Origin of the sequence: Prosthecodimorpha staleyi (assembly GCF_018729455.1) — a bacterium.
Lineage (GTDB): Bacteria > Pseudomonadota > Alphaproteobacteria > Rhizobiales > Ancalomicrobiaceae > Prosthecodimorpha > Prosthecodimorpha staleyi.
Window position 1 is genome coordinate 108,687 of record NZ_JAHHZF010000013.1, and the last position, 25,193, is coordinate 133,879.

The 25,193-nt window shown below is 69.6% G+C and carries 23 protein-coding genes; 11 read left to right on the forward strand and 12 right to left on the reverse strand.

What is annotated here, in order from left to right; translation table 11 throughout:
• Window positions 1-123: 123 nt before the first annotated feature.
• A complete protein-coding gene (locus tag KL771_RS23435; protein WP_261970935.1) occupies window positions 124-2,376 on the reverse strand; it encodes an ATP-binding protein in 2,253 nt (750 codons plus the stop codon).
• Between the two features lie 201 nt (window positions 2,377-2,577).
• On the opposite strand from KL771_RS23435, the gene KL771_RS23440 reads away from it, so the two are divergent.
• The 3 genes from KL771_RS23440 to KL771_RS23450 all read left to right on the forward strand — a co-directional run bounded on the left by KL771_RS23440 (window position 2,578) and on the right by KL771_RS23450 (window position 5,051).
• Window positions 2,578-3,162: a TetR/AcrR family transcriptional regulator gene (locus KL771_RS23440; RefSeq protein ID WP_261970936.1), complete on the forward strand. Its 585-nt coding sequence runs from the start codon at window positions 2,578-2,580 to the stop codon at window positions 3,160-3,162.
• A gap of 443 nt (window positions 3,163-3,605) precedes the next feature.
• Window positions 3,606-4,415 carry an exodeoxyribonuclease III gene (locus tag KL771_RS23445; RefSeq protein WP_261970937.1) on the forward strand — a complete coding sequence of 270 codons (810 nt, stop codon included), beginning with the start codon at window positions 3,606-3,608 and terminating at the stop codon, window positions 4,413-4,415.
• A gap of 99 nt (window positions 4,416-4,514) precedes the next feature.
• Window positions 4,515-5,051 carry an RNA 2'-phosphotransferase gene (locus tag KL771_RS23450; protein ID WP_261970938.1) on the forward strand — a complete coding sequence of 179 codons (537 nt, stop codon included), beginning with the start codon at window positions 4,515-4,517 and terminating at the stop codon, window positions 5,049-5,051.
• A 32-nt stretch (window positions 5,052-5,083) separates the two neighbouring features.
• Here KL771_RS23450 and KL771_RS23455 read toward each other — a convergent pair whose 3' ends face one another.
• A complete protein-coding gene (locus KL771_RS23455; RefSeq protein ID WP_261970939.1) occupies window positions 5,084-5,638 on the reverse strand; it encodes a L,D-transpeptidase family protein in 555 nt (184 codons plus the stop codon).
• 346 nt (window positions 5,639-5,984) lie between these two features.
• On the opposite strand from KL771_RS23455, the gene KL771_RS23460 reads away from it, so the two are divergent.
• Window positions 5,985-6,668: a response regulator transcription factor gene (locus KL771_RS23460; RefSeq protein WP_054359053.1), complete on the forward strand. Its 684-nt coding sequence runs from the start codon at window positions 5,985-5,987 to the stop codon at window positions 6,666-6,668.
• A 132-nt stretch (window positions 6,669-6,800) separates the two neighbouring features.
• Complete coding sequence (locus KL771_RS23465) at window positions 6,801-7,253, forward strand: cyclic nucleotide-binding domain-containing protein (protein WP_261970940.1); 453 nt, start codon at window positions 6,801-6,803, stop codon at window positions 7,251-7,253.
• 299 nt (window positions 7,254-7,552) lie between these two features.
• On the opposite strand, the gene KL771_RS23470 is transcribed toward KL771_RS23465, so the two are convergent.
• From KL771_RS23470 to paaN, 8 genes are all read right to left on the reverse strand, one after another.
• The gene (locus KL771_RS23470) at window positions 7,553-9,124 is read right to left on the reverse strand and encodes a DEAD/DEAH box helicase (RefSeq protein WP_261970941.1); all 1,572 of its coding nucleotides are present in this window, start codon (window positions 9,122-9,124) and stop codon (window positions 7,553-7,555) included.
• A gap of 559 nt (window positions 9,125-9,683) precedes the next feature.
• On the reverse strand, window positions 9,684-9,902 hold the full coding sequence (locus KL771_RS23475; protein WP_054359050.1) for a cold-shock protein: 219 nt from the start codon (window positions 9,900-9,902) through the stop codon (window positions 9,684-9,686).
• Window positions 9,903-10,156: 254 nt separating this feature from the next.
• Window positions 10,157-10,870, reverse strand: coding sequence for an ABC transporter ATP-binding protein (locus KL771_RS23480; RefSeq protein WP_261970942.1), 714 nt, complete (start codon window positions 10,868-10,870; stop codon window positions 10,157-10,159).
• Window positions 10,863-11,639 (reverse strand): ABC transporter ATP-binding protein, encoded by a 777-nt coding sequence (locus KL771_RS23485; protein ID WP_390867593.1) that lies wholly within the window; start codon window positions 11,637-11,639, stop codon window positions 10,863-10,865. The genes KL771_RS23480 and KL771_RS23485 overlap by 8 nt, the downstream gene beginning before the upstream one ends.
• A 5-nt stretch (window positions 11,640-11,644) precedes the next feature.
• Window positions 11,645-12,586, reverse strand: a complete 942-nt coding sequence (locus tag KL771_RS23490; protein ID WP_261970944.1) for a branched-chain amino acid ABC transporter permease — start codon at window positions 12,584-12,586, stop codon at window positions 11,645-11,647.
• A 2-nt stretch (window positions 12,587-12,588) separates the two neighbouring features.
• Window positions 12,589-13,461: a branched-chain amino acid ABC transporter permease gene (locus KL771_RS23495; RefSeq protein WP_261970945.1), complete on the reverse strand. Its 873-nt coding sequence runs from the start codon at window positions 13,459-13,461 to the stop codon at window positions 12,589-12,591.
• 227 nt (window positions 13,462-13,688) lie between these two features.
• Window positions 13,689-14,843 carry an ABC transporter substrate-binding protein gene (locus tag KL771_RS23500; RefSeq protein WP_261970946.1) on the reverse strand — a complete coding sequence of 385 codons (1,155 nt, stop codon included), beginning with the start codon at window positions 14,841-14,843 and terminating at the stop codon, window positions 13,689-13,691.
• 149 nt (window positions 14,844-14,992) lie between these two features.
• The gene (gene paaN / locus KL771_RS23505) at window positions 14,993-16,654 is read right to left on the reverse strand and encodes a phenylacetic acid degradation protein PaaN (RefSeq protein WP_261970947.1); all 1,662 of its coding nucleotides are present in this window, start codon (window positions 16,652-16,654) and stop codon (window positions 14,993-14,995) included.
• 178 nt (window positions 16,655-16,832) lie between these two features.
• Between paaN and paaG the strand changes: the two genes are divergently transcribed.
• The 4 genes from paaG (at window position 16,833) to KL771_RS23525 (ending at window position 20,144) form a co-directional block, all read left to right on the forward strand.
• A complete protein-coding gene (gene paaG, locus KL771_RS23510; protein ID WP_261970948.1) occupies window positions 16,833-17,639 on the forward strand; it encodes a 2-(1,2-epoxy-1,2-dihydrophenyl)acetyl-CoA isomerase PaaG in 807 nt (268 codons plus the stop codon).
• 3 nt (window positions 17,640-17,642) lie between these two features.
• Window positions 17,643-18,104, forward strand: coding sequence for a hydroxyphenylacetyl-CoA thioesterase PaaI (gene paaI, locus KL771_RS23515; RefSeq protein WP_261970949.1), 462 nt, complete (start codon window positions 17,643-17,645; stop codon window positions 18,102-18,104).
• Between the two features lie 122 nt (window positions 18,105-18,226).
• Window positions 18,227-19,540, forward strand: coding sequence for a phenylacetate--CoA ligase PaaK (gene paaK, locus KL771_RS23520; RefSeq protein WP_261970950.1), 1,314 nt, complete (start codon window positions 18,227-18,229; stop codon window positions 19,538-19,540).
• A gap of 7 nt (window positions 19,541-19,547) precedes the next feature.
• On the forward strand, window positions 19,548-20,144 hold the full coding sequence (locus tag KL771_RS23525; protein ID WP_261970951.1) for a TetR/AcrR family transcriptional regulator: 597 nt from the start codon (window positions 19,548-19,550) through the stop codon (window positions 20,142-20,144).
• Window positions 20,145-20,148: 4 nt separating this feature from the next.
• Here the strand turns inward: KL771_RS23525 and KL771_RS23530 are convergent, their stop codons facing one another.
• Both KL771_RS23530 and KL771_RS23535 read right to left on the reverse strand, forming a co-directional pair.
• Window positions 20,149-21,126 (reverse strand): diacylglycerol/lipid kinase family protein, encoded by a 978-nt coding sequence (locus KL771_RS23530; RefSeq protein WP_261970952.1) that lies wholly within the window; start codon window positions 21,124-21,126, stop codon window positions 20,149-20,151.
• A 332-nt stretch (window positions 21,127-21,458) separates the two neighbouring features.
• Window positions 21,459-21,755: a hypothetical protein gene (locus KL771_RS23535; RefSeq protein WP_261970953.1), complete on the reverse strand. Its 297-nt coding sequence runs from the start codon at window positions 21,753-21,755 to the stop codon at window positions 21,459-21,461.
• A gap of 318 nt (window positions 21,756-22,073) precedes the next feature.
• On the opposite strand from KL771_RS23535, the gene KL771_RS23540 reads away from it, so the two are divergent.
• Both KL771_RS23540 and KL771_RS23545 read left to right on the forward strand, forming a co-directional pair.
• On the forward strand, window positions 22,074-22,376 hold the full coding sequence (locus KL771_RS23540; protein ID WP_261970954.1) for a hypothetical protein: 303 nt from the start codon (window positions 22,074-22,076) through the stop codon (window positions 22,374-22,376).
• 242 nt (window positions 22,377-22,618) lie between these two features.
• The gene (locus KL771_RS23545) at window positions 22,619-25,120 is read left to right on the forward strand and encodes a glycogen/starch/alpha-glucan phosphorylase (RefSeq protein WP_261971026.1); all 2,502 of its coding nucleotides are present in this window, start codon (window positions 22,619-22,621) and stop codon (window positions 25,118-25,120) included.
• Window positions 25,121-25,193: the final 73 nt, after the last annotated feature.

Here is a 25,193-nt window from a genome sequence, read left to right on the forward strand (position 1 = left end):
CGGACATTTGCGTTCCGCGAATGTCCGATTGGATGGACCACGGAGTCAAAGAGTGAGTGGTTCGGATTCCCGAGACGGATGGGTGCCATCCGTTTCGATCGAACCACCGGGGAACGGGACGGTTCATGCGGATTGGCGCAGCGCCTCGGGGCCGCCGAGCGTCGCCGGGATGTCGATGACGAAGCGGGTGCCCTCGCCGGGCTTGGAGAAGATCTGGATCTGCCCCTGCAGCGTGACCGTGACGATGTTGTGGACGATATGCAGGCCGAGGCCGGTGCGGCCGCGGTCGCGGCCGGTCGTGTAGAAGGGGTCGAACACCTTCGGCAGATGCTCGGCGGCGATGCCGCTGCCGTCGTCGGAGAACTCGATGCGCACCCAGCCGGGCTTCGGATCGGTGACCACGATCGACAGCACGCCCGAGCGGCCGTCCCGGAAGGCGTGATCGCGCGCATTGGTGATCAGGTTGGTGACGACCTGGGCGAGGCTGCCCGGATAGCTGTCGAGCACCAGCCCGTCCGGACAGTCGATCCGGATCTGGTGGCCGGACTTGCGCAGCACCGGTGACAGGCTGGTCAGCACCTCCTTCAGCCATTCCTGCATCTCGAACGACCGCCGTTCGCCGCTCGCCTGGTCGGCGGCGACCTGCTTGAAGCTGTGCACCAGTTCGGCCGCCCGGTAGAGATTGGCGAACAGCAGGCGCGAGCCCTCGGTCAGACGCTCGACCGCCCGGGTCAGGTCGGAGCGCAGCAGGCGCCCGGTCTCCGCTCCCTCCTTCAGCCGCTTGACCTCGCCGTCGAGCGCCGTCGACGTGGTCAGCGCGATGCCGACCGGCGTGTTGATCTCATGCGCCACGCCGGCGACCAGCTGGCCGAGCGAGGCCAGCTTCTCGGCCTGGATCAGGTTGGTCTGGGTCTCCTTCAGCTCCGCCAGCGCCGCGTCGGCGCGCTCCTTGGCGCCGATCAGGTCGCGCTCGCGCCGGCCGAGTTCGGCGACGAAGAAATTTGCCGCCCGCGCCATGGCGCCGAGCTCGTCGTTGCGGTCCGCGCCGGTGACCCGGCCGCGCGAGGGATCGGCGGCGAGCGCGCGCATGTCGTCGCGCAGCCGCATCAGCGGGCCGGTGATCGACAGCGCCACGATCCAGGCCGTGATCGAGCCGAGCAGCAGGCCGAGCCCGGTGCCGATCAGCAGCATGGTGCGGACGAAGCCGTCGATGCGCTCGGCATTGGCGGCGAATCGCTCGTTGAGCGTGTCGGCATGGCGGGTCATGTCGGCGGCGGTCGCGTCCATCCGCGCCAGGATGCGGTTCTGCTCCTGCAGCCCGTCGCGGGTGGTGGTCAGGCGCTGGCGCCATTGATCGATGGAATCGATCATCTCGGTCTGGATCAGCGGCGAGATCGGCAGGCTCGACACCGTGGTGCCGAGGCTCGCGCTCTCCGCCAGGATCGCCGCCACGGTCTCGACATCGCGCGCCGCCAGCGCGTCGACGGTGCGCCGGCCGAGCTTCAGGGTCTGGATCGCGATGGTCTGCGTCGCCTGCTCGGTTTCGGAGGCCTGCACCGAATAGGTCAGGAGCTGGGTGATCTCCTCGTGCAGCGAGCGCTGGTCGGTGGCGTTGACCTTGATCAGCCGCTCGATCCAGTCGGTCAGCGCGCCGGCGTCGCTGCCGCCGGTCGCCGCGGCCGGGATCATGGCGCGCAGTTCGTCCGCCTCGTCGACCTTGTCGGAGGTGCGCAGCAGCGTCTCGACATCCTCTGCCGCCGCACTCGCCCGCGCGATGCCGGTCGGTGTCGGACCGCCCGCATGGGCCTCGAGCCGGATCGCCAGGATGGCGGCACGCAGTTCCTGAGCCTTGTCGACGATGTCGCGCGCGATGCGCAGGCGCCGGTCGCCTTCGGTGATCGAGGTGACGATGTCGGCATTCGAGGCATGCTGGCGGGCGCGCGCGGTGTCGGTCAGCGCGATCAGCGCGGCGGCGCGGGCATTCATTTCCTGCACGAGATGATCGTTGCGCCGGGTGACCAGGCTCAACTCCTCCATCTCGCGGCTGTAGAGTTCGAGCGCCCGGCGCACCTCGACCACCACCGGCAGGAACTCGCCCTGCGAGGGGCCTTTCAGGTCTTCCAGGCGCGCCCGTGCGCGGCCGGCGAAGTCGACGAAACGTTCCGCGCCGCGCGTGCGGTCCTGCGGCTGCACGCGGATGAAGTCGTCGCGCGCGATCGAAACGGCGGCGAGGTCGCGCGTCGCCGCGCTGGCCAGCACGGCACCGCGCCGCGCCTGCTCCGCCTCGTCGAGCAGGAGCCAGGCGACCAGCGCGATCGCGGCCGCGATCGTAATCGGGATGCCGCCGACCAGGGCGACCTTGTAGCGTATCCGCATCTGCCGAAGCCATTCCGTTCCGACATGCGTCGGAGCCGCTCTTGCCTGATCCGCACCGACCCATGCGGTTCTTAGCAGGTCGTCGGCGCGGAGGCGATGGTTGCGCACCCGCCCGGGCGGAACCCCCCGGGCGCCGGGCCGGTCGAGCCGGCTTCCGCCGCGCGCGGATGGAGCTATGCTGGCGGCCCGGGGAGGCTGTCCATGTCGGCGAGGCGGCAGACACGCGAAAGGCTGGTCCATGCGGCCGCCGACCAGTTCTGGGCGGTGGGCTACGAGACCGCGACGCTCGCCGCCATCGCGGCGGCGGCAGGCGTGCCGCCCGGCAACGTCTTCTATCACTTCCCGACCAAGGCCGATCTCGCCCGCGCGGTGACGGCGCTGTTCGTGGCCGAGGTCGCCGGGACCCTGGCCGAGATCGACCGGCGCGGCGGCGATCCGGCCCGACGCATCGCCGCCTTCTTCGACCTCATCGCCGATACGGTCGTCTCGCGGGTGGCGCGCGGCTGTCCGATCGCCCGGGCGACGCGGGACTTTCCGGCCGATGCCGAGAGCGGCGGGCCCGCGCAGGTGTTTCGCATCATGATCGGCTGGCTCGCGGCGCGCCTCGCCGAGGCCGGGCGGACCGATGCCGAGGCGGCCGCGCGCTCGGCGCTGGCGCGCTGGCAGGGGGCCATCGTGCTGGCGGCAGGGCTCGGCGACGGGGCCATCCTGGCGACCGAGATCGCCGCCCTGCGCGCGGAATTCGGCGCGCCGGCCGCAGCGCCGGCGGTCATCACATCGATTTGAGGCGGATCCGCCGTCTCGATGGCGGATGTCAGCTTTCTGTAATCTTGAAATGGCCAGACCGCACGCCACATTGACGCCTACAGGCGGTCGCCCGTTGTTCGGTCGTGTCCCCCGTCGCACCGAGGGCGATCCGCCGCGATCGGTGTTCCCTCCCGATCGGCGCGTCCGCAAGGCCGCGCGAGCGCTCCGTCTCCCCCCGGGACGGAGCGCTTTCCTTATCCGCCGAAGGGGCTCTGCGGCGGGGCCGGGGGCGGTGGCCGCGGGGCGGCCGGCGGACGGGGATCCGGCACCGGGTCCGGTCGGCGAGATACCGGTGCATGCGCGCGGCTTCCCGCTCGGCCGGCGATTCCCTCAGGCTGCGGGATGGTTTAGGGTCCGGGCAAATCCTGATGCTTGCGGCCGCCTGCGGCCGTCAGCCCCGTGGCGCCGATCCGAGATCCTGCATGGCCCGTTCCTTCACACTCGCCACCTGGAACATCAATTCCGTCCGCATCCGCACCGACCTGGTCGAAAGGCTGGCGGCGGAGCGTGCGCCGGACGTGCTCTGCCTGCAGGAGATCAAGTGCCCGGAGGCGAATTTCCCGTCATCGGTCTTCCGCAAGCTCGGCTATGTCCATCAGGCGATCAACGGCCAGAAGGGCTATCACGGCGTCGCCGTGCTCTCGCGGCTGCCCTTCGCGGCGATCGACCGGCGCGGCTTCTGCGACAAGGGCGACGCGCGCCACATCGCGGTGACCGTCGACGACGGCGGCGACGGGGTCGAGATCCACAATCTCTATGTCCCGGCCGGCGGCGACGAACCGGACGCGACCCTCAACGAGAAGTTCGCCCACAAGCTCCAGTTCCTCGACGAGATGGCCGCATGGATCGGCAAGGCGCCGGCCGGTCGCGCCTCGATCGTGGTCGGCGATCTCAACATCGCGCCGCTCGAGCACGATGTCTGGTCGCACAAGCAGCTTCTCGGCGTGGTCAGCCACACCCCGGTCGAGACCGCCGCCCTGGAGGCGATCCGCACCGGCGGCGGCTGGGTCGACGCCATGCGCAGCCACATCCCCGTGCCGCAGAAGCTCTACACGTGGTGGAGCTACCGCTCGGCCGACTGGTCCGCCGCCGACAAGGGCCGCCGCCTGGACCATGTCTGGGCCTGCCCGGCCGTCGCCCCGCGCGTCGCCGCGATCGAGGTCTTGCGCGCGGCGCGCGGCTGGGATCGTCCGTCCGACCATGTCCCGGTGATCGCCCGCATCGAACGGTGAGGGCGCCGGTCGCGCGGCGTCGATTTTCTGTCAATCGAGGAATGGTATGAGACGCCACGGGGGCGCGATGGTGAAGGCTCCATCGCGGGAGGATCGTCGATGGACTACAAGGCCCTCAGCCGGAGCGTCGCCCACGCGCTGCGCCACGAGCCCTGGCTCTACGAGCTGGAACTGGACGCGGCCGGCGCGGTCGCGGTTGCGGACCTGATCGCGGCCCTGAAGCGCGAGCGGCCGGACTGGCGCGATCTCGGCCCCGGCGATCTCGACACCATGCTGGCGACGGCGTCCAAGACCCGCTTCGCGATCGAGCACGGACGCATCCGCGCCATCTACGGCCATTCGCTGCCGCAGCGGCTGGAGCGGGTCGCCCTGGCGCCGCCGGCGATCCTGTTCCACGGCACCTCGCCCGAGGCGGCGGCGGCGATCCGCGCCGACGGTCTCCGGCCGATGGGCCGCCAGTATGTCCATCTCTCGACCGACCGGGCGACCGCCGTCGAGGTCGGCCGGCGCAAGGCCGACGCGCCCGTGATCCTGACCGTCGCCGCCGGCGAGGCCGCGGCCGCCGGCCATCCCTTCTATGCCGGCCACGACAAGGTCTGGCTCGCCGACCACGTCCCGCCGCAATTCATCGCCTGATCACCGCCCGCGCGGCATCACCGCCAAGCGCGTCATCCCCTGACCGCCAGCACGGCGCCGGGGGCCAAGCGGGCGAGCAGGCGGCGCATGGCCGGCAGGGCAACGGCGACGCAGCCGGCCGTCGGGGCGGGGTCCGGGCGGGTCAGGTGGAAGAAGATCGCGCTGCCGCGCATCTGGCTGCGGCGGGTCACGTTCCAATCGAGCACCACGACAACGTCATAGACATGATCGTCGCGCCACAGCGCCTCGTGCGACGGGGCGAAGGGCAGCCGGACCGGGCGGTTGTAGCGGCCGTCGCCGGGCGCGTCGCACCAGCCGTCGTCGCGGCGCAGTGCGCGGACCGGCAGGCGCGTCGCCGGGCGCGCGATGCGGTCGGCGCGGTACAGCACGGCGAGCACCCGCATGGCGGCGACCGGGGTGGCGCCGTCGCCCTCGCGCTTGAAGCGGGTGATGCCGGTGCGTCCGAGCCGGCACGGCACGGCGAGCGCGCCGAGCCGGATCAGGCCCTCGGTCGGGCAGCCGGGCCGGACCTGGACGATGAGGCGGGCGGGAGACGAGGGATCGGCGGAGCGGCGGCGCTGCGGCATGGACGGAGGGGACCGGGTTCGAAAGGCGAGGGGGCGAACGGCCCGGGCCTGCGGCGACGGGCTGGGGCGGCCGGCCCGCGACGGCGCGGCGATCCGCCCCGACGGACGAGGCGCCAGGATGAACGAAGCCTGAGAATGACGGGCCGTCCGCGCCCCGGCAAGGCCCGGCGATCCGGCGGCCATTCACCTCACGCCGGTCTCGCGCAGGCGTGAGCGCGGTCGGAATCATGGCGGAACGGCGTGCCTTGAACTCGACACCGAACGATGGTTTTTTGTCACCCCCACCGTCTGGCCGAATTCTTCGCGCCGGACCCTCTGTCGATTCCGCGTACGAGGATAGCTGTCCATGGCGGCGCGCAAGATTCTCATCTGCGACGACGATACCGATCTTCGCGAAGGTCTCGTCGAGCAGTTGTCTCTCTACGAGGAATTCGAGACGCAGCAAGCCGATACGGCCGCCAAGGGCGTGCAGCTGGCGCGCACCGAACATGTCGATCTCTTGATCATGGATGTCGGCCTGCCGGACATGGACGGGCGCGAGGCCGTCCGGCTTCTGCGCAAGAACGGCTTCAAGGCGCCGATCATCATGCTGACCGGGCACGACACCGATTCGGACACGGTGCTCGGCCTGGAGGCCGGCGCCAACGACTATGTCGCCAAGCCGTTCAAGTTCGCCGTGCTGCTCGCGCGCCTGCGCGCCCATATGCGCCAGCACGAGCAGACCGAGGACGCGACCTTCACGATCGGCCGCTATACCTTCCGCCCCGCCGCCAAGCTGCTGCTCGACGAACGCGGGTCCAAGGTCCGGTTGACCGAGAAGGAGACCGCGATCCTCAAATATCTCTATCGCACCGGCGAACGTTCGGTGTCGCGCGACGTGCTGCTGCACGAGGTCTGGGGCTACAATTCCGGCGTCACCACCCACACGCTGGAAACCCACATCTACCGGCTGCGCCAGAAGATCGAGCGCGATCCGTCCAATGCCGAACTGCTGGTGACGGAATCCGGGGGTTACAAGCTCGTCCCGTGAATTTCGCCCCCGCCCGGGCGCTTTTTCGATTATACCCACACGGCCCCGCCGGGAGGCTTCGGCGGCGCATGGCGCCATGATTCGGCGCGACCGGGCCGGACGGACGTGTGACGGGGTGAGAAGCCGCACGGAATGACACTCGAGCGAGACATCGAAGTCCTGCGGCGCGTGCCCCTGTTCGCCGACCTCCCGTCGGAGCCCTTGAAGTTGCTCGCCTTCAGCGCCGAGGCCCGCTATCTCGGCGACCGCACCACCCTGTTTCTGCAAGGCGACCGCGCCGACAGCAGCTTCGTCGTGGTGTCCGGACGGATCGACCTCAAGCGCGGCACCCGGCTGGTCGCCTCGGCACCGCCCGGCGCCCTGATCGGCGAGGTCGCCCTGGTGATCGAGGCGGAGCGGCCGGCCAGCGCGATCGCCGCGGGGCCGAGCACGGTCATCGAGATCCGCCGTCAGACCTTTCGCCGCGTGCTCGAAGAGTATCCGGAGGTCGTGCGCGCCCTGCAGCATCGTCTTGCGGCCCGGCTGGCCGCGCTCGGCCCGGATCTCGCCGCCGCTGCCGATGCGCGCGGTCGCCGCGACGGCTGATCCCGACCGCCCGGGTTGCCGCATCGGGACCCGTGAAAGCCGCGCGACTGTCGCGCCTGCGACGCCGGCTTGAGACATTCGCGGATCGCATGCCGGCGATCGTTCATCGTTGCCGTCGTTCTGGAAAAGCTACGGTCCGATGCCGTCCGGCCGGCGGCGACCAGGCCGGGCGCGCGCTGCAAAAACAAAGCCGGTGAACCCTGATGGGAACACCGGCTCTGGTCGTCGATGGCTTGAGCGGATCGCGATCCGTCGGTTCGGGCCGGCCTCTACAGGATGCAGATGCCGGCTTCGGACCGTCAGCGGCCGTCGGTGCCGATGCTGCGGACGAGGTCGCCGAAGCTGCCGCCGCGGCCCTGACGGCCCTCGGGGCGCGGCCGGGACTCGGTGCGCGGGCGGTTCTCGCTGCGCGGCGCAGGACCGGCCGGCTTGCGCGCGTCGCGGCCTTCGCCGTGACGCACGGGTTCGCCGGACCGGCGATCGGCCTCGGCCCGGGGCGGACGGGCGTCACGCGCCGGACGCGCATCGCGCGTCATCTCGCCGGCGGCTGCGGAGCGGGTCCGCGGTTTGTCCGTGCGAACGGGCGCCTGCTCGTCCCGGCGTCCCTCGCCACGGCCGTGGCCGCCGCGCGACGGTTCGCCGCGACCGGGACCCTGGCGGCCGCGTCCGCCGTTGCGGCGGGCGTCGCCCTGCGGTTCGGTCCGCTGCACCGGCGGAAGCGGCGCGGCGGGGGCCGCATAGACGATCTCGTCCGGTTCGTCGCGCCGCGGCACCTTGCGGCGCATCAGCTTCTCGATGTCGGCGAGGAATTCGGTCTCCTCCGACGTGCAGAAGGCGATCGCCCGGCCCGTGGCGCCGGCCCGGCCGGTGCGGCCGATGCGGTGCACGTAGCTTTCGGCGATGTTCGGCAGGTCGTAGTTGACGACCAGCCCGACGCCGTCCACGTCGATGCCGCGGGCGGCGATGTCGGTCGCGATCAGCACCGGCGTGGAGCCGTCGCGGAAGGCGGCGAGCGCCCGCTCGCGCTGCGGCTGGCTCTTGTTGCCGTGGATCGCCGCCGACGCGATGCCGGCCCGCTCCAGCAGTCGGACGACCTTGTCGGCGCCGTGCTTGGTGCGGGTGAAGACGATCGCGCGGTCGTTGAGATTGCTCAGCACATGCGCGAGCAGCGCCGGCTTGCGCTCGCCGCGCGTCATGATCACCGCCTGGTCGACTGTCTCGGCCGCCGTGGCGACCGGGGCGACGGCGACTTCGACCGGATCGTGCAGGAAGCGGGCCGCCAGTTCGCGGATCGGCTTCGGCATGGTGGCCGAGAAGAACAGGCTCTGGCGCTTGGCCGGGACCAGCGAGGCGATCCGGCGCAGGGCGTGGATGAAGCCGAGATCGAGCATCCGGTCGGCTTCGTCGAGGACCAGAACCTCGACCGTGCCGAGCTTCAGGTCACCGCCGTCGACGAGGTCGAGCAGGCGGCCCGGGGTGGCGACCAGGATGTCGAGGCCGCCGGACAGGGCCCGGCGCTGGCGGCCGATCGGCACGCCGCCGAAGGCGGTCGCCGAGGTGATCTTGAGGAAGCGGCCATAGGCCCGGATGCTCTCCTCGATCTGCGAGGCGAGTTCGCGCGTCGGCGCCAGGATGAGCACCCGGATGGTGCGCGGAACCGGTGCCTTGGGGGTGGCGGCGAGCCGCTGCAGGATCGGCAGCGAGAAGGCGGCCGTCTTGCCGGTGCCGGTCTGGGCGGCGCCGACAACGTCGCGGCCTTCGAGCACGCGCGGGATGGCCTGGGCCTGGATCGGAGTCGGGGTGTCATAGCCTTCGGCGGCGAGCGCCTTGAGAAGCGGCGCGGCCAGGCCGAGAGCAGAGAATTGGGTCAAGCGGACATGACTTTCTTGGGGTCCAGCTTCAAGCCGGACGGGTGACGGGGACGGGTCCGCGTCGGTCGGCTCCGCACGAGTCGGGAGCCCCGGGGACCGGGCGCCGGCGGGAATGTCCCGGGGGCGGCACCCTTCCATCCACGTGAACGTCTTTCGTGTTCTTCACATGAATGGAGCGATGAAAAAAACGCGACGGCAAGTTTGCCGCAAGCGGGGCAGGGCGGCCGAACCGGCCGGCAAAGTCCACTTGCTGAGGCAGCGCCTCCGATCCGGATGGTGCAGGGCGGCGTGGCTTGGGGGCAAATGCACCCGGCTCAGGCCTGCACGCGGAGGAGGCGACCCGTGCGCCGTATCCTGAAGGAGGATCGGCCGTCGCGGCCCGGTGGCAGCCAGTCCCCGTGGGGTCCGTCCCCGTTTCGGGGATATGCTGCACCGAACCAAGCGGCGCGCGAGAGGCCCGCGCGCCGAACCGTCTCACCGGAGAGCGGCGGTCAGGCTGGCGCGGATGATGTCATCCGTCCGAATCCTGGCACCGAAAACCGGCTTTGAGTGGCTCTTGTCAGGCCGACTGCTTGACGACCAGATTGCCGGCAGAGGACTTGCCGGTGCGGCGATCGGTGAGCACCTCGTAGGAGATCGGCTGACCTTCCGCGAGCTCATAGATGCCGGCGCGCTCGACAGCGCTGATATGGACGAAAACGTCCTTGCCGCCGTCGTCGGGCTGGATGAATCCATAGCCCTTCTGCGCGTTGAACCACTTCACTTTTCCGGTCGCCATTGGACCATTCCTTCTAGACATAAGATCGACGCCCACACGGACGCTCGTGCCCGCGCGGTGCGCAACAACCGAGATTTTTGGAAGGCGTGACGTCCGAGACGCTCAACGCGTCGAGGGCCAATACCGGGCCGCAATCTGATTGCACTCGACAGATAGGCCCGAACGAAAGCGAAGTCAAGATTTATCCGCCGGCATTCTGCGAAACGTCAGTCTCACTGACGAATCCGATCGGGCAAAGCATCGCCGGATGGCGGCTATATTCCCAGGTAGGCGGCCCGCACCCGGTCGTCGGCCAGCAGACTTGCGGCCTCGCCTTCATGTGCAATTTTACCGGTTTCGATCACGTAACCTCGGTCGGCGATCGACAAGGCGGCGGCGGCATTCTGTTCGACCAGAAATACAGTGACGCCGCGCTGCTTGAGCGAGGCGATGATCTCGAAGATCTGATCGACCAGGATCGGCGCCAGCCCCATCGACGGTTCGTCGAGCAGCAGGAGCTTCGGCCGGCTCATCAGGGCGCGGCCCATGGCCAGCATCTGCTGCTGACCGCCGGAGAGGCCGCCGGCCGGCGTCGCGCGGCGCGCCTTGAGCACGGGGAAGAGTTCGTAGACGGCGTCCATGTCGGCGGCGATCGCACCGTCGCGGCGCCGGTAGGCGCCGAGGCGCAAATTGTCCTCGATCGACAGCGGCGCGAAGATCTGGCGGCCCTCCGGCACCTGCGCGATGCCGCGCGCCACGCGGGCATGCGGGACGAGCCTGGTGACATCCTCGCCGAGGAAGCGCACGCTGCCGCCGATGACCGGCTGGACGCCCGAAATGGCGCGCAGCAGCGTCGTCTTGCCGGCCCCGTTGCCGCCGACCAGGCTGACGATCTCGCCGGCCCGGACCGTCACCGACACGCCCTTCAGTGCCTTGACGCGGCCATAGGCGGAGACCAGGCCGTCGACCTCCAGAAGTGTCTCAGGCATGGGCCGCCTCCCGGCTGCCGTGGCGGCCGAGATAGGCCTCGACCACCTTGGGATGGGTGCGGATGTCCTGCGGCCGGCCTTCCGCGAGCGTCTCGCCGTAGTTCAGCACATGGATGCGGTCGGAGATGCGCATGACCAGCTTCATGTCGTGCTCGACCAGGACGACGGTGATGCCCATGGCGGCGATCCTGCGGATGACCTCTTCGATCTCGCCGGTCTCGACCGGATTGCAGCCGGCGGCCGGCTCGTCGAGCAGGAGCAGAGCGGGTTCGGTGGCGAGCGCGCGGGCGATCTCCAGGCGCTTGGCGGCCCCGTAGGGCAGCGCGCCGGCCGGCGTATCGGCGTCGCCGGCGAGGCCGATCAGGGCGAGGAGGTCCATCGCGCGCGCCCGGCTCGCCCGGTTGTCGCGCCCGCCGAGGCCGAGAAGATGCGCCGCCACGTTGCGGCTTTCCTTGAGGTGCCGCCCGACCATGACATTCTCGGCCGCGCTCATGCGGGCGAAGATCTGCAGGTTCTGGAAGCTGCGCGACAGGCCGCGGGCGGCGAGCCGGTTCGGCGGCTCGCCGGTGACGGGCGTGCCGGAGAGTTTCACGGTGCCGGACTGCGGCCGGTAGACGCCCGAGACGATGTTGAAAAGCGTGGTCTTGCCGGCGCCGTTCGGGCCGATGACCGAGAAGATCTCGCCCTTCTCGACCCGGAAGCAGACATTCGACAGCGCCTTCAGGCCGCCGAAGGCGATCGAGATGCCGTCGAGTTCGAGAATCGGCACGGCGTTCATGCGGACCTCCCGCGGACAAGCCCGATCAGGGTCGGCACCACGCCGGCGCGCATGAAGATCATGACGCCGATCATGATCAGGCCGATGGCGAGATGCTCGTATTCGTGGAACACGGTCAGCACCTGCGGCAGCACGACCAGGATGGTGGCCCCGACGACCGCGCCGACGACCGAACCGAGGCCGCCCAGTACCACCATGGTGACCAGCTCGACCGAATGCAGGAAGCCGGCGATGTCCGGGGTCACGAAGGCGTTGACGAAGGCAAGCAGCGCGCCGCCGGTCGCCGCATAGACGGCCGAGATGGTGAAGGCGGTCAGCTTGGCGCGCGCCACGTCGATGCCGAGTACGCGCGCGGCGACTTCCGAATCGTGCACGGCCCGGAGCGCCCGCCCGGTCGGGCTGTCGATCAGGTTGACGGCCAGCACGGCGCCGAGGATCAGGAAGCCGCCGCAGATCCAGTACCAGGTCTCTGCGCCGCGCACGCGCCAGCCGAACAGTTCCATGCGCGGCACCTGCATGCCGTCCGGCCCGCCGGTCAGCCCCTGCTGGTTCTGGATCACCATGGCGATCAGCATGCCCATGCCGAGGGTCGCCACCGCCAGATAGTGGCCACGCAGGCGCAGGATCGGCCGCCCGACCGCATAGGCGAGCAGGCCCGCCGCGCAGACGCCGAGCCCGAAGGCGGCCAGCGGATGGATGCCGTAATGGGTCGGCAGGATCGCCACCGCGTAGGCGCCGATGCCGCCGAAGCCGGCGTGGCCGAGGCTGACCTGGCCGGCATGGCCCATCAGGATGTTGAGCCCGATCGCGGTCAGGCCGGCGGTGAAGACCAGCGTGGCGACGCGCAGCTGATAGGCCGATTTCAGCAGGAACGGCAGCGCGACGACGAGCGCCAGCAGGATCAGCACGGGCAGGAAGCGGCGGAGGAGGGCCGGCATGGTCAGACGCGCTCCACCGATCGGGCGCCGAACAGGCCGCCGGGCATGACGAACAGCACCAGGAGGATGACCACGAAGGCGAAGGCATCCTTGTAAGTCGAGGACAGGTAGCCGGCGCCGAAGGCCTCCAGGAGGCCGATCAGCAGCCCGCCGGCGACCGCGCCGATCGGGTTGCCCATGCCGCCCAGCATGGCGGCGGCGAAACCCTTCAGCGCCAGCATGGTGCCGACCTCGTAGGAGGTCAGGGTGATCGGCGCGACCAGGATGCCGGCGATCGCCCCGATCGCGGCGGAGAGCGCGAAGGACAGGCCGACCACGAAGCGGGTGTCGATGCCGACCAGGCTCGCGGCCAGCCGGTTGGCGGCGGTGGCGAGCACGGCCTTGCCGGTCAGGGTGACACGGAAGAACCACCACAGCGCGGCCAGGATGACGCCGGCCCCGCCGATCACCCACAGGCTCTGCGGCAGGATGGTGGCGCCGAGGATGTGGATCGGGTCGTCGCCCGAGAAGGAGGGCAGGCGGTGGAACTGCTTGTCGAAGACGATCTGGGCGGCGCCGCGCAGCGCGATCGAGGCGCCGATGGTGATGATGATCAGCGTCACCGCCGAGGCGCCGCGCGCCGGCTTGATGGCGAAGAGATAGAGCCCGAGGCCGACCGCAACCGTGACGACGACCGCCGCGATCGCCGCGAGCGGCAGCGGCAGGCCGGCGGCGGCCAGGAACACGGTCGCCATGCCGCCGAGCATGACGAATTCGCCCTGGGCGAAATTCACCACGTCGGAGGCGTTGTAGATGATCGTGAAGCCGAGCGCGACCAGCGCATAGACGGCGCCGACGGTCAGGCCGGAGAAGATGAACTGCAGCAGTTCGGCCATGGCGGTCCCGGGGGCGGTCTTCGGGGATGGTCCTGCGCGCCGGTTCGGCGCGACGGTCGGCACGGGCGTGAGCGCGGTCCCGGGCGGGGCGTGCGTTCAGCCGGCCATGCGTTGGGCGCGGCCGACCGGCGACGGTGCGGAACACGCGGATCGGCGGGCGGGCACCGGCCGCGTGGTCTCGGGCCGAAGAGTGGGCCGGGACGGGCGGGGCCGCCCCGGCCGGGTGCTCAGTTGGCGAGCGTCCAGTCGCCGTTCTTGATTTCCAGCATGCGGAAGGCGGTCAGATCGAGGCCCATATGGTCGGTCGGCGTCATGGTGATCGCGCCGGCCGTGCCCATCAGGCCCTTGGTCGCCTCGATGGCGTCGCGCAGCTTCTTCGGCTCGGTCGAATTCGCCCGCTTGACCGCATCGACCACCATCATCAGGCCGTCATAGGCATGCCCGCCGAAAGTCGAGACCGGCTGCTTGGCGACTTCCTCGAAGGTGGTCTTGTAGCCGACCACGGTCTTCTTCTGCGGATCGCTGTCGGGCAGCTTGTCGGCGACCAGCAGGGCTGAGGCGGGCAGGCGGACGCCGTTGGCGGCCTCGCCGGCCAGATCGATGAACTGCTTCGAGGCGACGCCGTGGCTCTGGTAGAAGGGCAGGGTGATGCCGAGCTGGCGGTAGTTGCGCGTCACGATGGCCGGGCCCTGGCCGAAATCGGCATTGACCACCGCCTGCACGCCGGCCGTCCCCTTGATCTTGGTCAGCTGCGGGGTGACGTCGGTGTCCTTCGGACCGTAGGTCTCGTCGGCGACGATCTCGACGCCGTATTTCGCCGCGACCGCCAGGCACTGCTTGCGCATCGAGGCGCCGAAGCCGCCGGTGCCGGAGACGAGGCCGATCTTGGCGAGGCTGCGCTTCTTCAGGTCGTCGAAGATCTTTTCGCAGGCCATCTTGTCGGTATGCGGCGTCTTGAAGACGAACTTGCGCACCGGCTCGACGATCTCGATCGCGCCGGCGAGCGAGATGAACGGCACTTCGGCATCCTCGAAGACCGGGATCATCGCCATCGTGGTGCCGGTGGTCGAGCCGCCCACCATGGCGACGATCTTGTCCTCTTCGACCAGGCGCTGGGCGAAGGTCTTGGCCTTGTTGGCGTCGCCGCCGTCGTCATAGGTGACGAGCTGAATCTTGCGGCCGCCGACGCCGCCGGCCGCGTTGATGCGGTCGACATAGAGCTTCAGCGTCTTCTCTTCCGGGTCGCCCAGGAAGGAGGCCGGGCCGGTCGCCGACAGCACGGCGCCGATCTTGATCGTCTCCTGCGCGACGGCAGGCGCGGCCAGCGCGAGCGCCAGCGTCGCGCCGCCGAGAAGGGATTTCAGAGCACTGTGACAGGTCATGGTTTTCCTCCCAGTTTCTGTTTTTCGCCATTCCGGCTTTTCGACACTGTGTGCCGGCCGGTCGGCCCGGTCCAGCCCCGCCCTCCCGGCGCGACCGTCGAGCCTGTCAAAATCTCCGCATCCCGGTGTCGGGCCGGGATGCCGGACGGTCAGGCCGCCGACTGCCGGCGCACGGTCGCAACGCGGAAGCGGCCGGCCACGAAGGCGGTGTCGGTCAGGCTGGCATTGCCGGCCGGATTGGCGCCGGAGACGTGGTAGTCGGAGAAGGCGGCCGACTGGTTGACGAAGACCTGGCCGGTCAGGTTGACCGACAGCGCCACGCCGGCGGCCGCGAAGGCATCGGCGGCGGCATCGATCACGGCCGGGTCGGTCGCATAGAGGCTGGCCGTGATGGCGCCCTTCTCGCGCGCGGTTCCGGCGGCGCGGGCGAGCGAATCCGCGGTCGAATCGGTGGCGATCACATAGGCGACCGGGCCGAAGCACTCGACCGTGTAGTCCGCCGTGTCGGCGGCATCGGCGGCCAGGATCAGCGGCGTGATCGCACGCGCGCCGTCATAGCCCGGCAGGGCGATCCGCTCGGCGGCCCGGATGACCCGGCCTTTCGCGGCGGCCGCGTCGACGCGGGCGAGCGTCGCCTCGGACTGTACGGCGCCGAGCACGGCGGCGGCGCGTTCGGGATCGCCGAGCAGCCGGTCGACCGCGACCTTGATGCCGTCGGCGACCGCCTCGAAGCTCTTGTGGCCGTCCGGCGTCTCGATGCCGGCGCGCGGCACGAAGATGTTCTGCGGGGCGGTGCACATCTGCCCGGTATAGAGCGACAGCGAGAAGGCGATGTTGCCGGTCATGCCGCGGAAGTCGTCGGTGCCGTCGATGACGATCGAGTTGACGCCGGCCTCCTCGGTATAGACCTGCCTGCCCTCGGCATGGGCGCGCACCCAGGCGCCGAAGGCCGGCGAGCCGGTGAAGTCGATGATCTTCACGGCCGGATGCAGCACCAGGTCCTTGGTGATCGGGGCGTCGGCCTCGTCGGCGGCGAGCTGGACCACGTCGGCCGGGAAGCCGGCCTCGGCCAGCACCGCACGGGCGACGCGGACGGTCTCGGCGAGCGGCAGGATGGCGCCCGGATGCGGCTTGACGATGACCGGGTTGCCGGTGACCAGCGAGGCGAACAGGCCCGGATAGCTGTTCCAGGTCGGGAAGGTGGCGCAGCCGACGACCAGCGCGACGCCGCGCGGCACGATGCGGAACTGCTTGTCGAGCACCAGGTTGACCTTGCCGGCCGGCTTGGTCCAGGTCACCGCGCCGGGGATCTTGGCCATCTCGTCATAGGCGTAGGCGACCGCCTCCAGGCCGCGATCCTGCGCATGCGGGCCGCCGGCCTGGAAGGCCATCATGAAGGCCTGACCGGAGGTGTGCTGCACCATGTTGGCGATCAGGAAGCTCTCCCGGTTGAGCCGGGCGAGGATTTCGAGCGCCACGCCGACGCGGTCCTCGACGCTGGCGCGCGCCCAGGCGGCCCCGGCGGTCTCGGCGGCGGCGACCAGGCTCGCAACCGGCGCGGACGGGTAGGTGATGGCGAGATCGAAACCGTAGGGCGAGGTCTCGCGGCCGACGCGGGTCGTGGCCTGCTGGTCGAGCGGGAAGGGCTGGCCGAGCAGGGCCTTGAAGGCGGCCTCGCCGTCCGCCTTGGCGGTCTCGCCGTAAATCTTGCCCGACGGCGCTTCCGGATAGGCACTCCAGTAGCCGCGCGTGCGCGCCGCCTGCACGGCAGCCTCGAGCAGGCCCCGATGGGCCGCGAAGAATGCGCTCATGGTATCCTCCCGCCGAAACCGGTTCCGGTCACCGATGTCGCAACAATCGTGCGAAACGGTGCCGTCCGGTTCTCGATCCTGTCGTTGACAGCCGGTCAACCTTGCGCCTATTAATTAACCGACCGGCCAGTCAGTCAAGTGAAATCTGATCGAAAAGAGCCGGACACGAGGAGATGCCATGACGGACACGCCCGCCGACGCGGTGGTGCGGATCGAGGACGGTGCCGGCTGGCGCCGCCTGACCCTCAACCGCCCCGACAAGCTGAACAGCTTCAACGCCGACCAGCATGTCGCCCTGAAGGCGGCGCTCGACGCGGCCGCCGAGGATCGCAGCGTCCGCGCCGTCATCCTGACCGGGGCGGGCCGCGGCTTCTCGGCCGGCCAGGACCTGTCGGACCGCAACCGCGCGCCCGGCGCGCCGCCGCCGGACCTCTCCGAGACCATCGAACGCTTCTACAACCCGCTGATCCGCCGCCTGCGCACCATGCCGGTGCCGGTGATCGCGGCCGTCAACGGCGTCGCCGCCGGCGCCGGCGCCAACATCGCCTTCGCCTGCGACCTGGTGCTGGCCGCGAAATCCGCGCGCTTCATCCAGGCCTTCTCGAAGATCGGGCTGATCCCGGATTCGGGCGGCACCTGGACCCTGCCGCGCCTGGTCGGCCGGGCTCGCGCCTATGCGCTGGCGGCGCTCGCCGAACCGGTCACGGCGGAGACGGCCGAATCCTGGGGGATGATCTGGAAGGCGGTCGACGACGCGGCGCTGGCGGGCGAGGCCGAGGCGCTCGCGGCCCGTCTCGCCGCCATGCCGACCGGCGCCCTGGTCCGCCTGCGCGAGGGCCTCGATCTGGCCGAGACCGGCACGCTCTCCGCCCAGCTCGACTGGGAGCGCGACGCGCAGGCCGCGCTCGGCCGCTCCGACGACTACCAGGAGGGCGTCGCCGCCTTCATGGAAAAGCGTCCGGCCCGCTTCGCCGAGCGGAGCTGAGCCATGGCTGAGAAGCTTTCGCCGGAGGCGCTGGCCCGGGCCTGCGCCGACCTGATGTGGGCCGAGGACAAGGCCAGCCGCGGCCTCGGCATGGCGATCGAAGAGGTCGGTCCCGGCCGTTCGGTCCTGTCGATGACCGTCACCGAGGCGATGGTCAACGGTCACGGCCTCTGCCACGGCGGCTACATCTTCACGCTGGCCGATTCCGCCTTCGCCTTCGCGTGCAACACCTACAACGCCAACACCGTCGCGGCCGGCTGCCAGATCGCCTATGTGGCGCCCGGCCGGCTCGGCGACCGGCTGACGGCGCGCGCGGTGGAACGCAGCCGGTCCGGCCGGTCCGGCATCTACGACGTGACGGTCAGCCGCCAGGACGGCACCGTGCTGGCCGAATTCCGCGGCAATTCACGCACCATCAAGGGCGTGTTCCTGCCCGACCAGGTCGACGGCACCGCCCGAGCCTGACCGGTCCGGACCGCCCCGCCCCGGGCTTGCCGCCCGGGGCATGCAACCGGCGCGTCGGCCGCATCACGACACGAAACGACAACGAGGCGCCGGACTGCGGCGCCCGGCCAGGGAGGGGACCCATGTATACGGACATCGTGCCGCACCGCGACATCCTCGATCCGATCGAGGTCGCCTCGCGCGACGAGATCATCGCGCTGCAGACCGAGCGCATGGCCTGGACGCTGCGCCACGCCTACGAGAACGTGGCGCACTACCGGCGCAAGTTCGATGCCCATGGGGTACATCCGAACGACTTCCGCCGGCTCGAGGACATCGCCAAATTCCCGTTCACCACCAAGGCGGATCTGCGCGAGAACTATCCCTTCGGCATGTTCGCGGTCCCGCGTGAGAAGGTCGCCCGTGTCCATGCCTCGTCGGGCACGACCGGCAAGCCGACCGTGGTCGGCTACACGGCGCGCGACATCGACACCTGGTCGCAGGTGGTCGCCCGCTCGATCCGCGCCTCCGGCGGCCGGGCCGGCATGAAGGTGCATGTCTCCTACGGCTACGGCCTGTTCACCGGTGGCCTCGGCGCCCATTACGGCGCCGAAAAGCTCGGCTGCACGGTGATCCCGGTCTCCGGTGGCATGACCGAGCGCCAGGTCCAGCTGATCCAGGATTTCGAGCCGGACATCATCATGGTCACGCCCAGCTACATGCTGGCGATCCTCGACGAATACCGCGCCAAGGGGCTCGACCCGCGCGCCTCCTCGCTGAAGGTCGGCATCTTCGGCGCCGAGCCGTGGACGAATGCCATGCGCGAGGAGATCGAGCAGGCCTTCGACATGCACGCGGTCGACATCTACGGCCTGTCCGAGGTGATGGGTCCGGGCGTCGCCAACGAATGCGTCGAGACCAAGGACGGCCTGCATATCTGGGAGGATCACTTCTTCCCCGAGATCGTCGATCCGGCGACCGGCCTGCCGGTCGGGGACGGGGCCAGCGGCGAACTGGTCTTCACCTCGCTGACCAAGGAGGCCATGCCGGTCATCCGCTACCGCACGCGCGACCTGACCCGGCTGCTGCCCGGCACGGCGCGCTCGATGCGCCGCATGGAGAAGGTCACCGGCCGCTCCGACGACATGATGATCGTGCGCGGGGTCAACGTCTTCCCGACGCAGATCGAGGAGCAGATCCTGAAATGCGCCGGCCTCTCGGCGCACTATTTCGTGGAGTTGACGCGGGAGGGCCGGATGGACGAGATGACGGTCCATTGCGAGGCCGCGCCGGACCATGCCGAAGAGGCGGAACGGGCCGCGTCGGCCTCGGAACTCAGGCATCACATCAAGAGTGTGATCGGCGTCAGCGCCAAGATCCTGGTCGGCTCGCCCGGTACGGTGGAGCGTTCGGCCGGCAAGGCGCGGCGGGTCGTCGATCGCCGCCCGAAGGAATAGCGGTTCCATGGCAAGACCCAGGGCGGTCGACCACGACGACAAACGCCGCGCCATCCTGAAGGCTGCGGCACGGCTCTTCGCCGACGGCGGCTACGACCGCTCGTCGATGGCCGAGGTCGCCAAGGCCTGCGGCGTCTCCAAGGCGCTGGTCTATCACTACTACGTCTCCAAGGACGTGCTGCTCTACGACATCATCCGCCTGCATCTCGACGAACTGGTTGCGGCCGTCGAGGGCGCCAACGGCCATGACGAGGCGCCGCGCGAGCGCCTGGTCCGGCTCGCCTCGGCGCTGCTCGACGCCTACCGGGACGCCGACGCGGAACACAAGATCCAGATCAACGAGCTGAAGAAGCTGCCGCCCGAGCAGCAGGACGAACTGCGCGATCTGGAGCGCCGGCTGGTCGGATACTTTGCGGCGGCGATCGCGGCGGCGGTGCCGGCGCTCGAAGGCGGCGCGCTTCTGAAGCCGGTGACCATGAGCCTGTTCGGCATGCTCAACTGGCATTATCTCTGGTTTCGCCCGGGTGGCCCGGTCAGCCGGGAGGACTATGCCCGTCTCGCCGTGACGCTCGCGGTGGACGGCGCCGGCGGGCTGCGGCCCTGACCGGTCAGGCTGTCGGCAGGCGCAGGACGGTCAAGGCGCCGGGCACCAGTTCGACGTGGAACGGCACGGTCATCTCGACCTGTTCGCCGTCCATGGCCAGATGCAATGACGGGCGGGTCGACCGAATCGCGACGCGCCGGGCCTTGGCGAAGGCTGCGAAGGGATTGGACCGCCAGCGTCCGGCCAGCGCCATCAGGGTGAACAGGATCAGCCGGCCCGGCGACATGGCGCGGGTCGCATAGACGGCGAGACGGCCGCCGCGCGGATCGAGCGGCAAGGGGGCCACGGCGGGCTGCTCGGCCAGTTCGTTGACCGTGACCAGCACGCTCGCGAAGGCGCCGCGCAGGGTGATCTCGTCCGCACCGATCGACAGGCGCAGCCTCGGCGGATCCAGGATGGCATGCGCCCAGGCCCGGATGCCGGCGAGCATTTTGCCGCGCCGGTCCGTGTAGCCGGCCTCCTCGCGCAGGCGGATGACGCGCGGATGGGCGCCGATCGAGACATGATGCACGAACCAGCGCTCGCCGATCCGACCGGCGTCGATGTTCACCAGTTCGCCGTCGCCCAGGCGCGCCAGCGCCGCGTCGAGATCGGGTGGAAACCCGCTCAGCCGGGCGAACAGGTTGAAGGTGCCGAGCGGCAGCACGCAGATCGGCTTGCCGTGCCGGATCGCCGCCGCGGCCGCCGACGAGGCGGTGCCATCGCCGCCGCCGACCACGACGAGGTCGATCGCCGGATCCGCAAAGGTTCGCTCCATATGATCATGCAGGTCCGCGGCATCGGCCAGCACGAGTTCGGCGAGGTGTCCGAGCCGATCCGCCGCAGCGCGCAGCCGCGCCGTCAGAGCCGCCTCGTCCCAGCTCCGCACCGTACCGGCCTGGCGATTGACGATCATGGCGATCCGGCGCGCGCCGGTGTCCGCCCGGACCGGCGCGCTTTCGCCGGGATCCGGCAGGGCATCGGCGGCGGGCATCGCATTCATCGGTTCGCTCCGTTCGAGTGTCCGGTCCTGCAGACCTTGCGCATCGTCAGAAGTGCCCGCCGATGCGACGGCTGAACGGCTTCGTGCGGATCCGATCGGCAGATGTCGCGCCGTCCGACCAGACGCCCGCCCGGCCGTCGCATCGGCGGCGGGCTGGTCATGATATGGGGGTGCGGTCGGTCCGTCGGGAGGGTACGTCCGAATTGGATCTGAGGTCGTCACCGTCCGGTCGGTCGCTCATGCGACGGCGGGACGGGGTCGGACATCCGGAGCCCGGGCAAAGGCAAGGCGCCCGCGGAGGGGCGCCTTGCCTGCAGGTTCGCAGTGAGCCGTCAGGGCTTGATCTTCACCTTCACGCCGCCGCCGCGGATGATGACCTTGTTGCGCACGCAGTTGTAGCCGTTCCAGCGCCAGTTGGGGCCGCAGCTGCGCACGACCGGGCCGCGGAAATAGTAGCCGTGTTTCTTCACGCGCACGCAGTGGCCGCGCCGGTTGCAGTAGAGCGCCACGGTTTCGGCCCGGCTGGCGCCGGCATCCGAACCGAGCGGATTGACCATCGGCAAGGCGGAGGCCGGCGTCGCGGCGAGAAGGCCGCCGAACGCGGCCGCGGCGAGAATCAGATTGCGCATGTCTGTTTGCTCCTTTTGAGGGCAGCCACCCTATTCTCGACAACGCCCTAGCTTCCGATTGGTTCCGGCCGCCGAACGAATTTTCCTGCGGCCGCTCCCGACAGGACCGGAATGCCCGCTCGCGATGTGAATTCTCTGTCGCACGCATCAAGACAATCGGAATGCGGCCTCCGGGTTCCAGCCGTATAGGATAGGCGAGAGCGTTCTACAGAGAATGTTACATTGCAGCGATGTGTATCGGTCGATCGGGGTATTCATCGGGAACCGATCGTATCCGCCGGCGTTGTCAGGCCAGTGCAACGCAATGGAGGACAGAACATGCGCAAGACTTTCTTGACCATGGCTGCCGTCGCCACTCTGCTGGCCGTTCCGTCGCTCGCCTCCGCCGATGAGGCTGTCGGGGCGGTGACCGGTGCGGCTGCGGGTGCGGCGACCGGTGCGGTGATCGGCGGGCCGGTCGGCGCCGTGGTCGGCGGCGTGGCGGGTGCGACGATCGGCGGCGCCGCCGGTGCGACCGGCTCGGGAACCGTGGTCGTGCAGCCCGAAGCCCCCAAGGTGATCGAGCGGGAATGCGTGCAGGATGCCTATGGCGCGACGACCTGCGTCGAGCGGATCCGCTGATTGCGGCACACGATTCCGGATCGTTGATCGGGAACGGCACGGCAGCCCGCGCGCTGCCGTGCCGTTTTGCTTGCCGTCGGTTCCGCTTGCTTTGCCCGCGCCATGACCGCCGCCGCCCGCAATTGCGTCAGCGGTGCGCTTGAACCGTCACGCGCCCGGGTCTTCAATGGGCGAGGGTGATCGGCCCCGGGGGCGGGGCGATCGGTTCCGGACGGACGAGGCAGGAGACGCGCGTGGTCGAGATGCAGGAAGCGGGCGTTGGCTCCGGGGCGGCGGTACAGGCAGGGACCTACCAGGACGGCAGCGGTGCGGCGAGCGAGGTGGCCGAACTCAGGGCAGCGATCCTCGACAAGCTGACCTACTTCATCGGCAAGCATGCCGAGAATGCCAGCGACCGCGACTGGTTCGTCGCCACCGCGCTGGCGGTGCGCGACCGCATCGTCGACCGCTGGACCGAAACCCGCGACCTGATCTGGGCCAAGCACACCAAGCGCGTCTACTATCTGAGCCTGGAATTCCTGATCGGGCGCCTGCTGTTCGACGCGCTCAACAATCTGCAGCTGACCGACCCGGTCCGGGTCGCGCTGTCCGAACTCGGCGTCGATCTCGACCGGCTGCGCGAGGTGGAACCCGACGCCGCGCTCGGCAATGGCGGCCTCGGCCGGCTCGCGGCCTGCTTCATGGATTCGATGGCGACCCTGTCGATCGCCGCCCATGGCTACGGCATCCGCTACGACCACGGCCTGTTCCGGCAGCGCATCAAGGACGGCTGGCAGCTCGAATATCCCGAGGACTGGCTGTCCTTCGGCAATCCGTGGGAATTTCCGCGGCCCGAGATCGACTATTCGATCGGCTTCGGCGGCCATGTCGAGGCGATGGCGCGCCCCGACGGCACCTTCCGTCACGTCTGGCACCCGGGCGAGACCATCGAGGCGGTCGCCTACGACACGCCGGTGCCCGGCTGGCGCGGCCGGCACGTCAACACGCTCAGGCTCTGGTCGGCGCGCGCGCCCGATCCGCTGCGGCTCGACGCCTTCAACCGCGGCGACCATGTCGGCGCCCTGACCGCGCAGGTGCGCGCCGAGGCGATCTCGAAGATCCTCTATCCGAGCGACGCCACGCCGGCCGGCCAGGAACTGCGCCTGCGCCAGGAATATTTCTTCGTCTCGGCCTCGATGCAGGATCTGATCGACCGGCACCTGCGCCAGCACGACGCCATCGAGACCCTGCCCGAGCGGGTCGCGATCCAGCTCAACGACACCCATCCGGCGATCGCCATCGCCGAGATGATGCGGCTCCTGGTCGACATCCACCATATCGAGTGGGAGGCGGCCTGGACGATCACCACCGGCGTCTTCTCCTACACCAACCACACCCTGCTGCCCGAGGCGCTGGAGACCTGGGCGGTGCCGCTGATGGAGCGGATGCTGCCGCGCCACATGCAGATCATCTACATGATCAACGCGCTGCATCTCGACCGGCTGCGCAAGTCCGGCGAGGTGACCGACGAGATGGTCCGCGCCCTGTCGCTGATCGACGAGCATAGCGGCCGGCGCGTGCGCATGGGCCATCTCGCCTTCGTCGGCTCGCACAAGATCAACGGCGTCTCGGCGTTGCACACCGACCTGATGCGGGTCACCGTGTTCCGCGACCTCAACGGCGCCTATCCGGGCCGGATCGTCAACAAGACCAACGGCATCACCTTCCGCCGCTGGCTCTACCAGGCCAATCCGGGGCTGACCCGGCTGATCCAGGAGGCCTGCGGGGCCGACGTGGTCGACCGGACGGCGGACCTGAAGGCACTCGAGAAGGTCGCCGACGACCGTGCCTTCCAGCGCCGGGTCGCCGCGGTGCGCCGGGCCAACAAGATCCATCTCGGCCGGATCATCGCCGAACAGCTCGGCGTCAAGGTCGATCCGGACGCGCTGTTCGACGTGCAGATCAAGCGCATCCACGAATACAAGCGCCAGCTGCTCAACATCCTGGAGACCATTGCGGTCTACGAGGAAATCCGCTCGCAGCCGACGCGCGACTGGATCCCGCGGGTCAAGATCTTCGCCGGCAAGGCGGCGGCGAGCTACCATCAGGCCAAGCTGATCATCAAGCTCGCCAACGACGTGGCCAAGGTGGTCAATTCCGACCCGACCGTGCGCGGCCTGCTCAAGGTCGCCTTCCTGCCGAACTACAATGTCAGCCTCGCCGAGGCGATCATCCCGGCCGCCGACGTGTCCGAACAGATCTCGACCGCCGGCATGGAGGCGTCGGGCACCGGCAACATGAAGTTCGCCCTCAACGGCGCGCTGACCATCGGCACGCTCGACGGTGCCAATGTCGAGATCCGCGAGCATGTCGGGCCGGAGAACATCTTCATCTTCGGCCTGACCGCGGAGGAGGTCGAGGCCCGCCGGCGCCGCGGCATCGATGCGACGACGGTGATCGCGGCATCGCCGCGCCTGCCGGAGATCCTGGACGCCATGGCCTCCGGGGTGTTCTCGCCCGACGAGCCGGGCCGCTATCGCGGGCTCGTCGACAGCCTGCGCTTCCACGACTACTTCATGGTGACCGCCGATTTCGACAGCTACTATGCCCGGCAGCGCGACATCTACCGGCTGTGGCGCGACAAGGAGGCGTGGTGGAAGGCGAGCCTGCTCAACACCGCGCGGATGGGCTGGTTCTCGTCGGACCGGGCGATCACCGAATATGCGCAGGAGATCTGGCGGGTGCCGCTGCAGCCGATCGGGTGAGGCGGACGTCCGATCGTCGGCCATTGGACCTTTGATGCCGAATTCACGCTTCCGATGGCACGAATATGCAAGA

What these genes read in the sequence shown, in the direction of transcription:
- KL771_RS23435 (WP_261970935.1), bottom strand. Translation starts at nt 2,376, where the DNA reads ATGCGGATACGCTACAAGGTCGCCCTGGTCGGCGGCATCCCGATTACG.
- KL771_RS23440 (WP_261970936.1), top strand. Translation starts at nt 2,578, where the DNA reads ATGTCGGCGAGGCGGCAGACACGCGAAAGGCTGGTCCATGCGGCCGCC.
- KL771_RS23445 (WP_261970937.1), top strand. Translation starts at nt 3,606, where the DNA reads ATGGCCCGTTCCTTCACACTCGCCACCTGGAACATCAATTCCGTCCGC.
- KL771_RS23450 (WP_261970938.1), top strand. Translation starts at nt 4,515, where the DNA reads ATGGACTACAAGGCCCTCAGCCGGAGCGTCGCCCACGCGCTGCGCCAC.
- KL771_RS23455 (WP_261970939.1), bottom strand. Translation starts at nt 5,638, where the DNA reads ATGCCGCAGCGCCGCCGCTCCGCCGATCCCTCGTCTCCCGCCCGCCTC.
- KL771_RS23460 (WP_054359053.1), top strand. Translation starts at nt 5,985, where the DNA reads ATGGCGGCGCGCAAGATTCTCATCTGCGACGACGATACCGATCTTCGC.
- KL771_RS23465 (WP_261970940.1), top strand. Translation starts at nt 6,801, where the DNA reads ATGACACTCGAGCGAGACATCGAAGTCCTGCGGCGCGTGCCCCTGTTC.
- KL771_RS23475 (WP_054359050.1), bottom strand. Translation starts at nt 9,902, where the DNA reads ATGGCGACCGGAAAAGTGAAGTGGTTCAACGCGCAGAAGGGCTATGGA.
- KL771_RS23480 (WP_261970942.1), bottom strand. Translation starts at nt 10,870, where the DNA reads ATGCCTGAGACACTTCTGGAGGTCGACGGCCTGGTCTCCGCCTATGGC.
- KL771_RS23490 (WP_261970944.1), bottom strand. Translation starts at nt 12,586, where the DNA reads ATGCCGGCCCTCCTCCGCCGCTTCCTGCCCGTGCTGATCCTGCTGGCG.
- KL771_RS23495 (WP_261970945.1), bottom strand. Translation starts at nt 13,461, where the DNA reads ATGGCCGAACTGCTGCAGTTCATCTTCTCCGGCCTGACCGTCGGCGCC.
- KL771_RS23500 (WP_261970946.1), bottom strand. Translation starts at nt 14,843, where the DNA reads ATGACCTGTCACAGTGCTCTGAAATCCCTTCTCGGCGGCGCGACGCTG.
- paaN (WP_261970947.1), bottom strand. Translation starts at nt 16,654, where the DNA reads ATGAGCGCATTCTTCGCGGCCCATCGGGGCCTGCTCGAGGCTGCCGTG.
- paaG (WP_261970948.1), top strand. Translation starts at nt 16,833, where the DNA reads ATGACGGACACGCCCGCCGACGCGGTGGTGCGGATCGAGGACGGTGCC.
- paaI (WP_261970949.1), top strand. Translation starts at nt 17,643, where the DNA reads ATGGCTGAGAAGCTTTCGCCGGAGGCGCTGGCCCGGGCCTGCGCCGAC.
- paaK (WP_261970950.1), top strand. Translation starts at nt 18,227, where the DNA reads ATGTATACGGACATCGTGCCGCACCGCGACATCCTCGATCCGATCGAG.
- KL771_RS23525 (WP_261970951.1), top strand. Translation starts at nt 19,548, where the DNA reads ATGGCAAGACCCAGGGCGGTCGACCACGACGACAAACGCCGCGCCATC.
- KL771_RS23530 (WP_261970952.1), bottom strand. Translation starts at nt 21,126, where the DNA reads ATGAATGCGATGCCCGCCGCCGATGCCCTGCCGGATCCCGGCGAAAGC.
- KL771_RS23535 (WP_261970953.1), bottom strand. Translation starts at nt 21,755, where the DNA reads ATGCGCAATCTGATTCTCGCCGCGGCCGCGTTCGGCGGCCTTCTCGCC.
- KL771_RS23540 (WP_261970954.1), top strand. Translation starts at nt 22,074, where the DNA reads ATGCGCAAGACTTTCTTGACCATGGCTGCCGTCGCCACTCTGCTGGCC.
- KL771_RS23545 (WP_261971026.1), top strand. Translation starts at nt 22,619, where the DNA reads ATGCAGGAAGCGGGCGTTGGCTCCGGGGCGGCGGTACAGGCAGGGACC.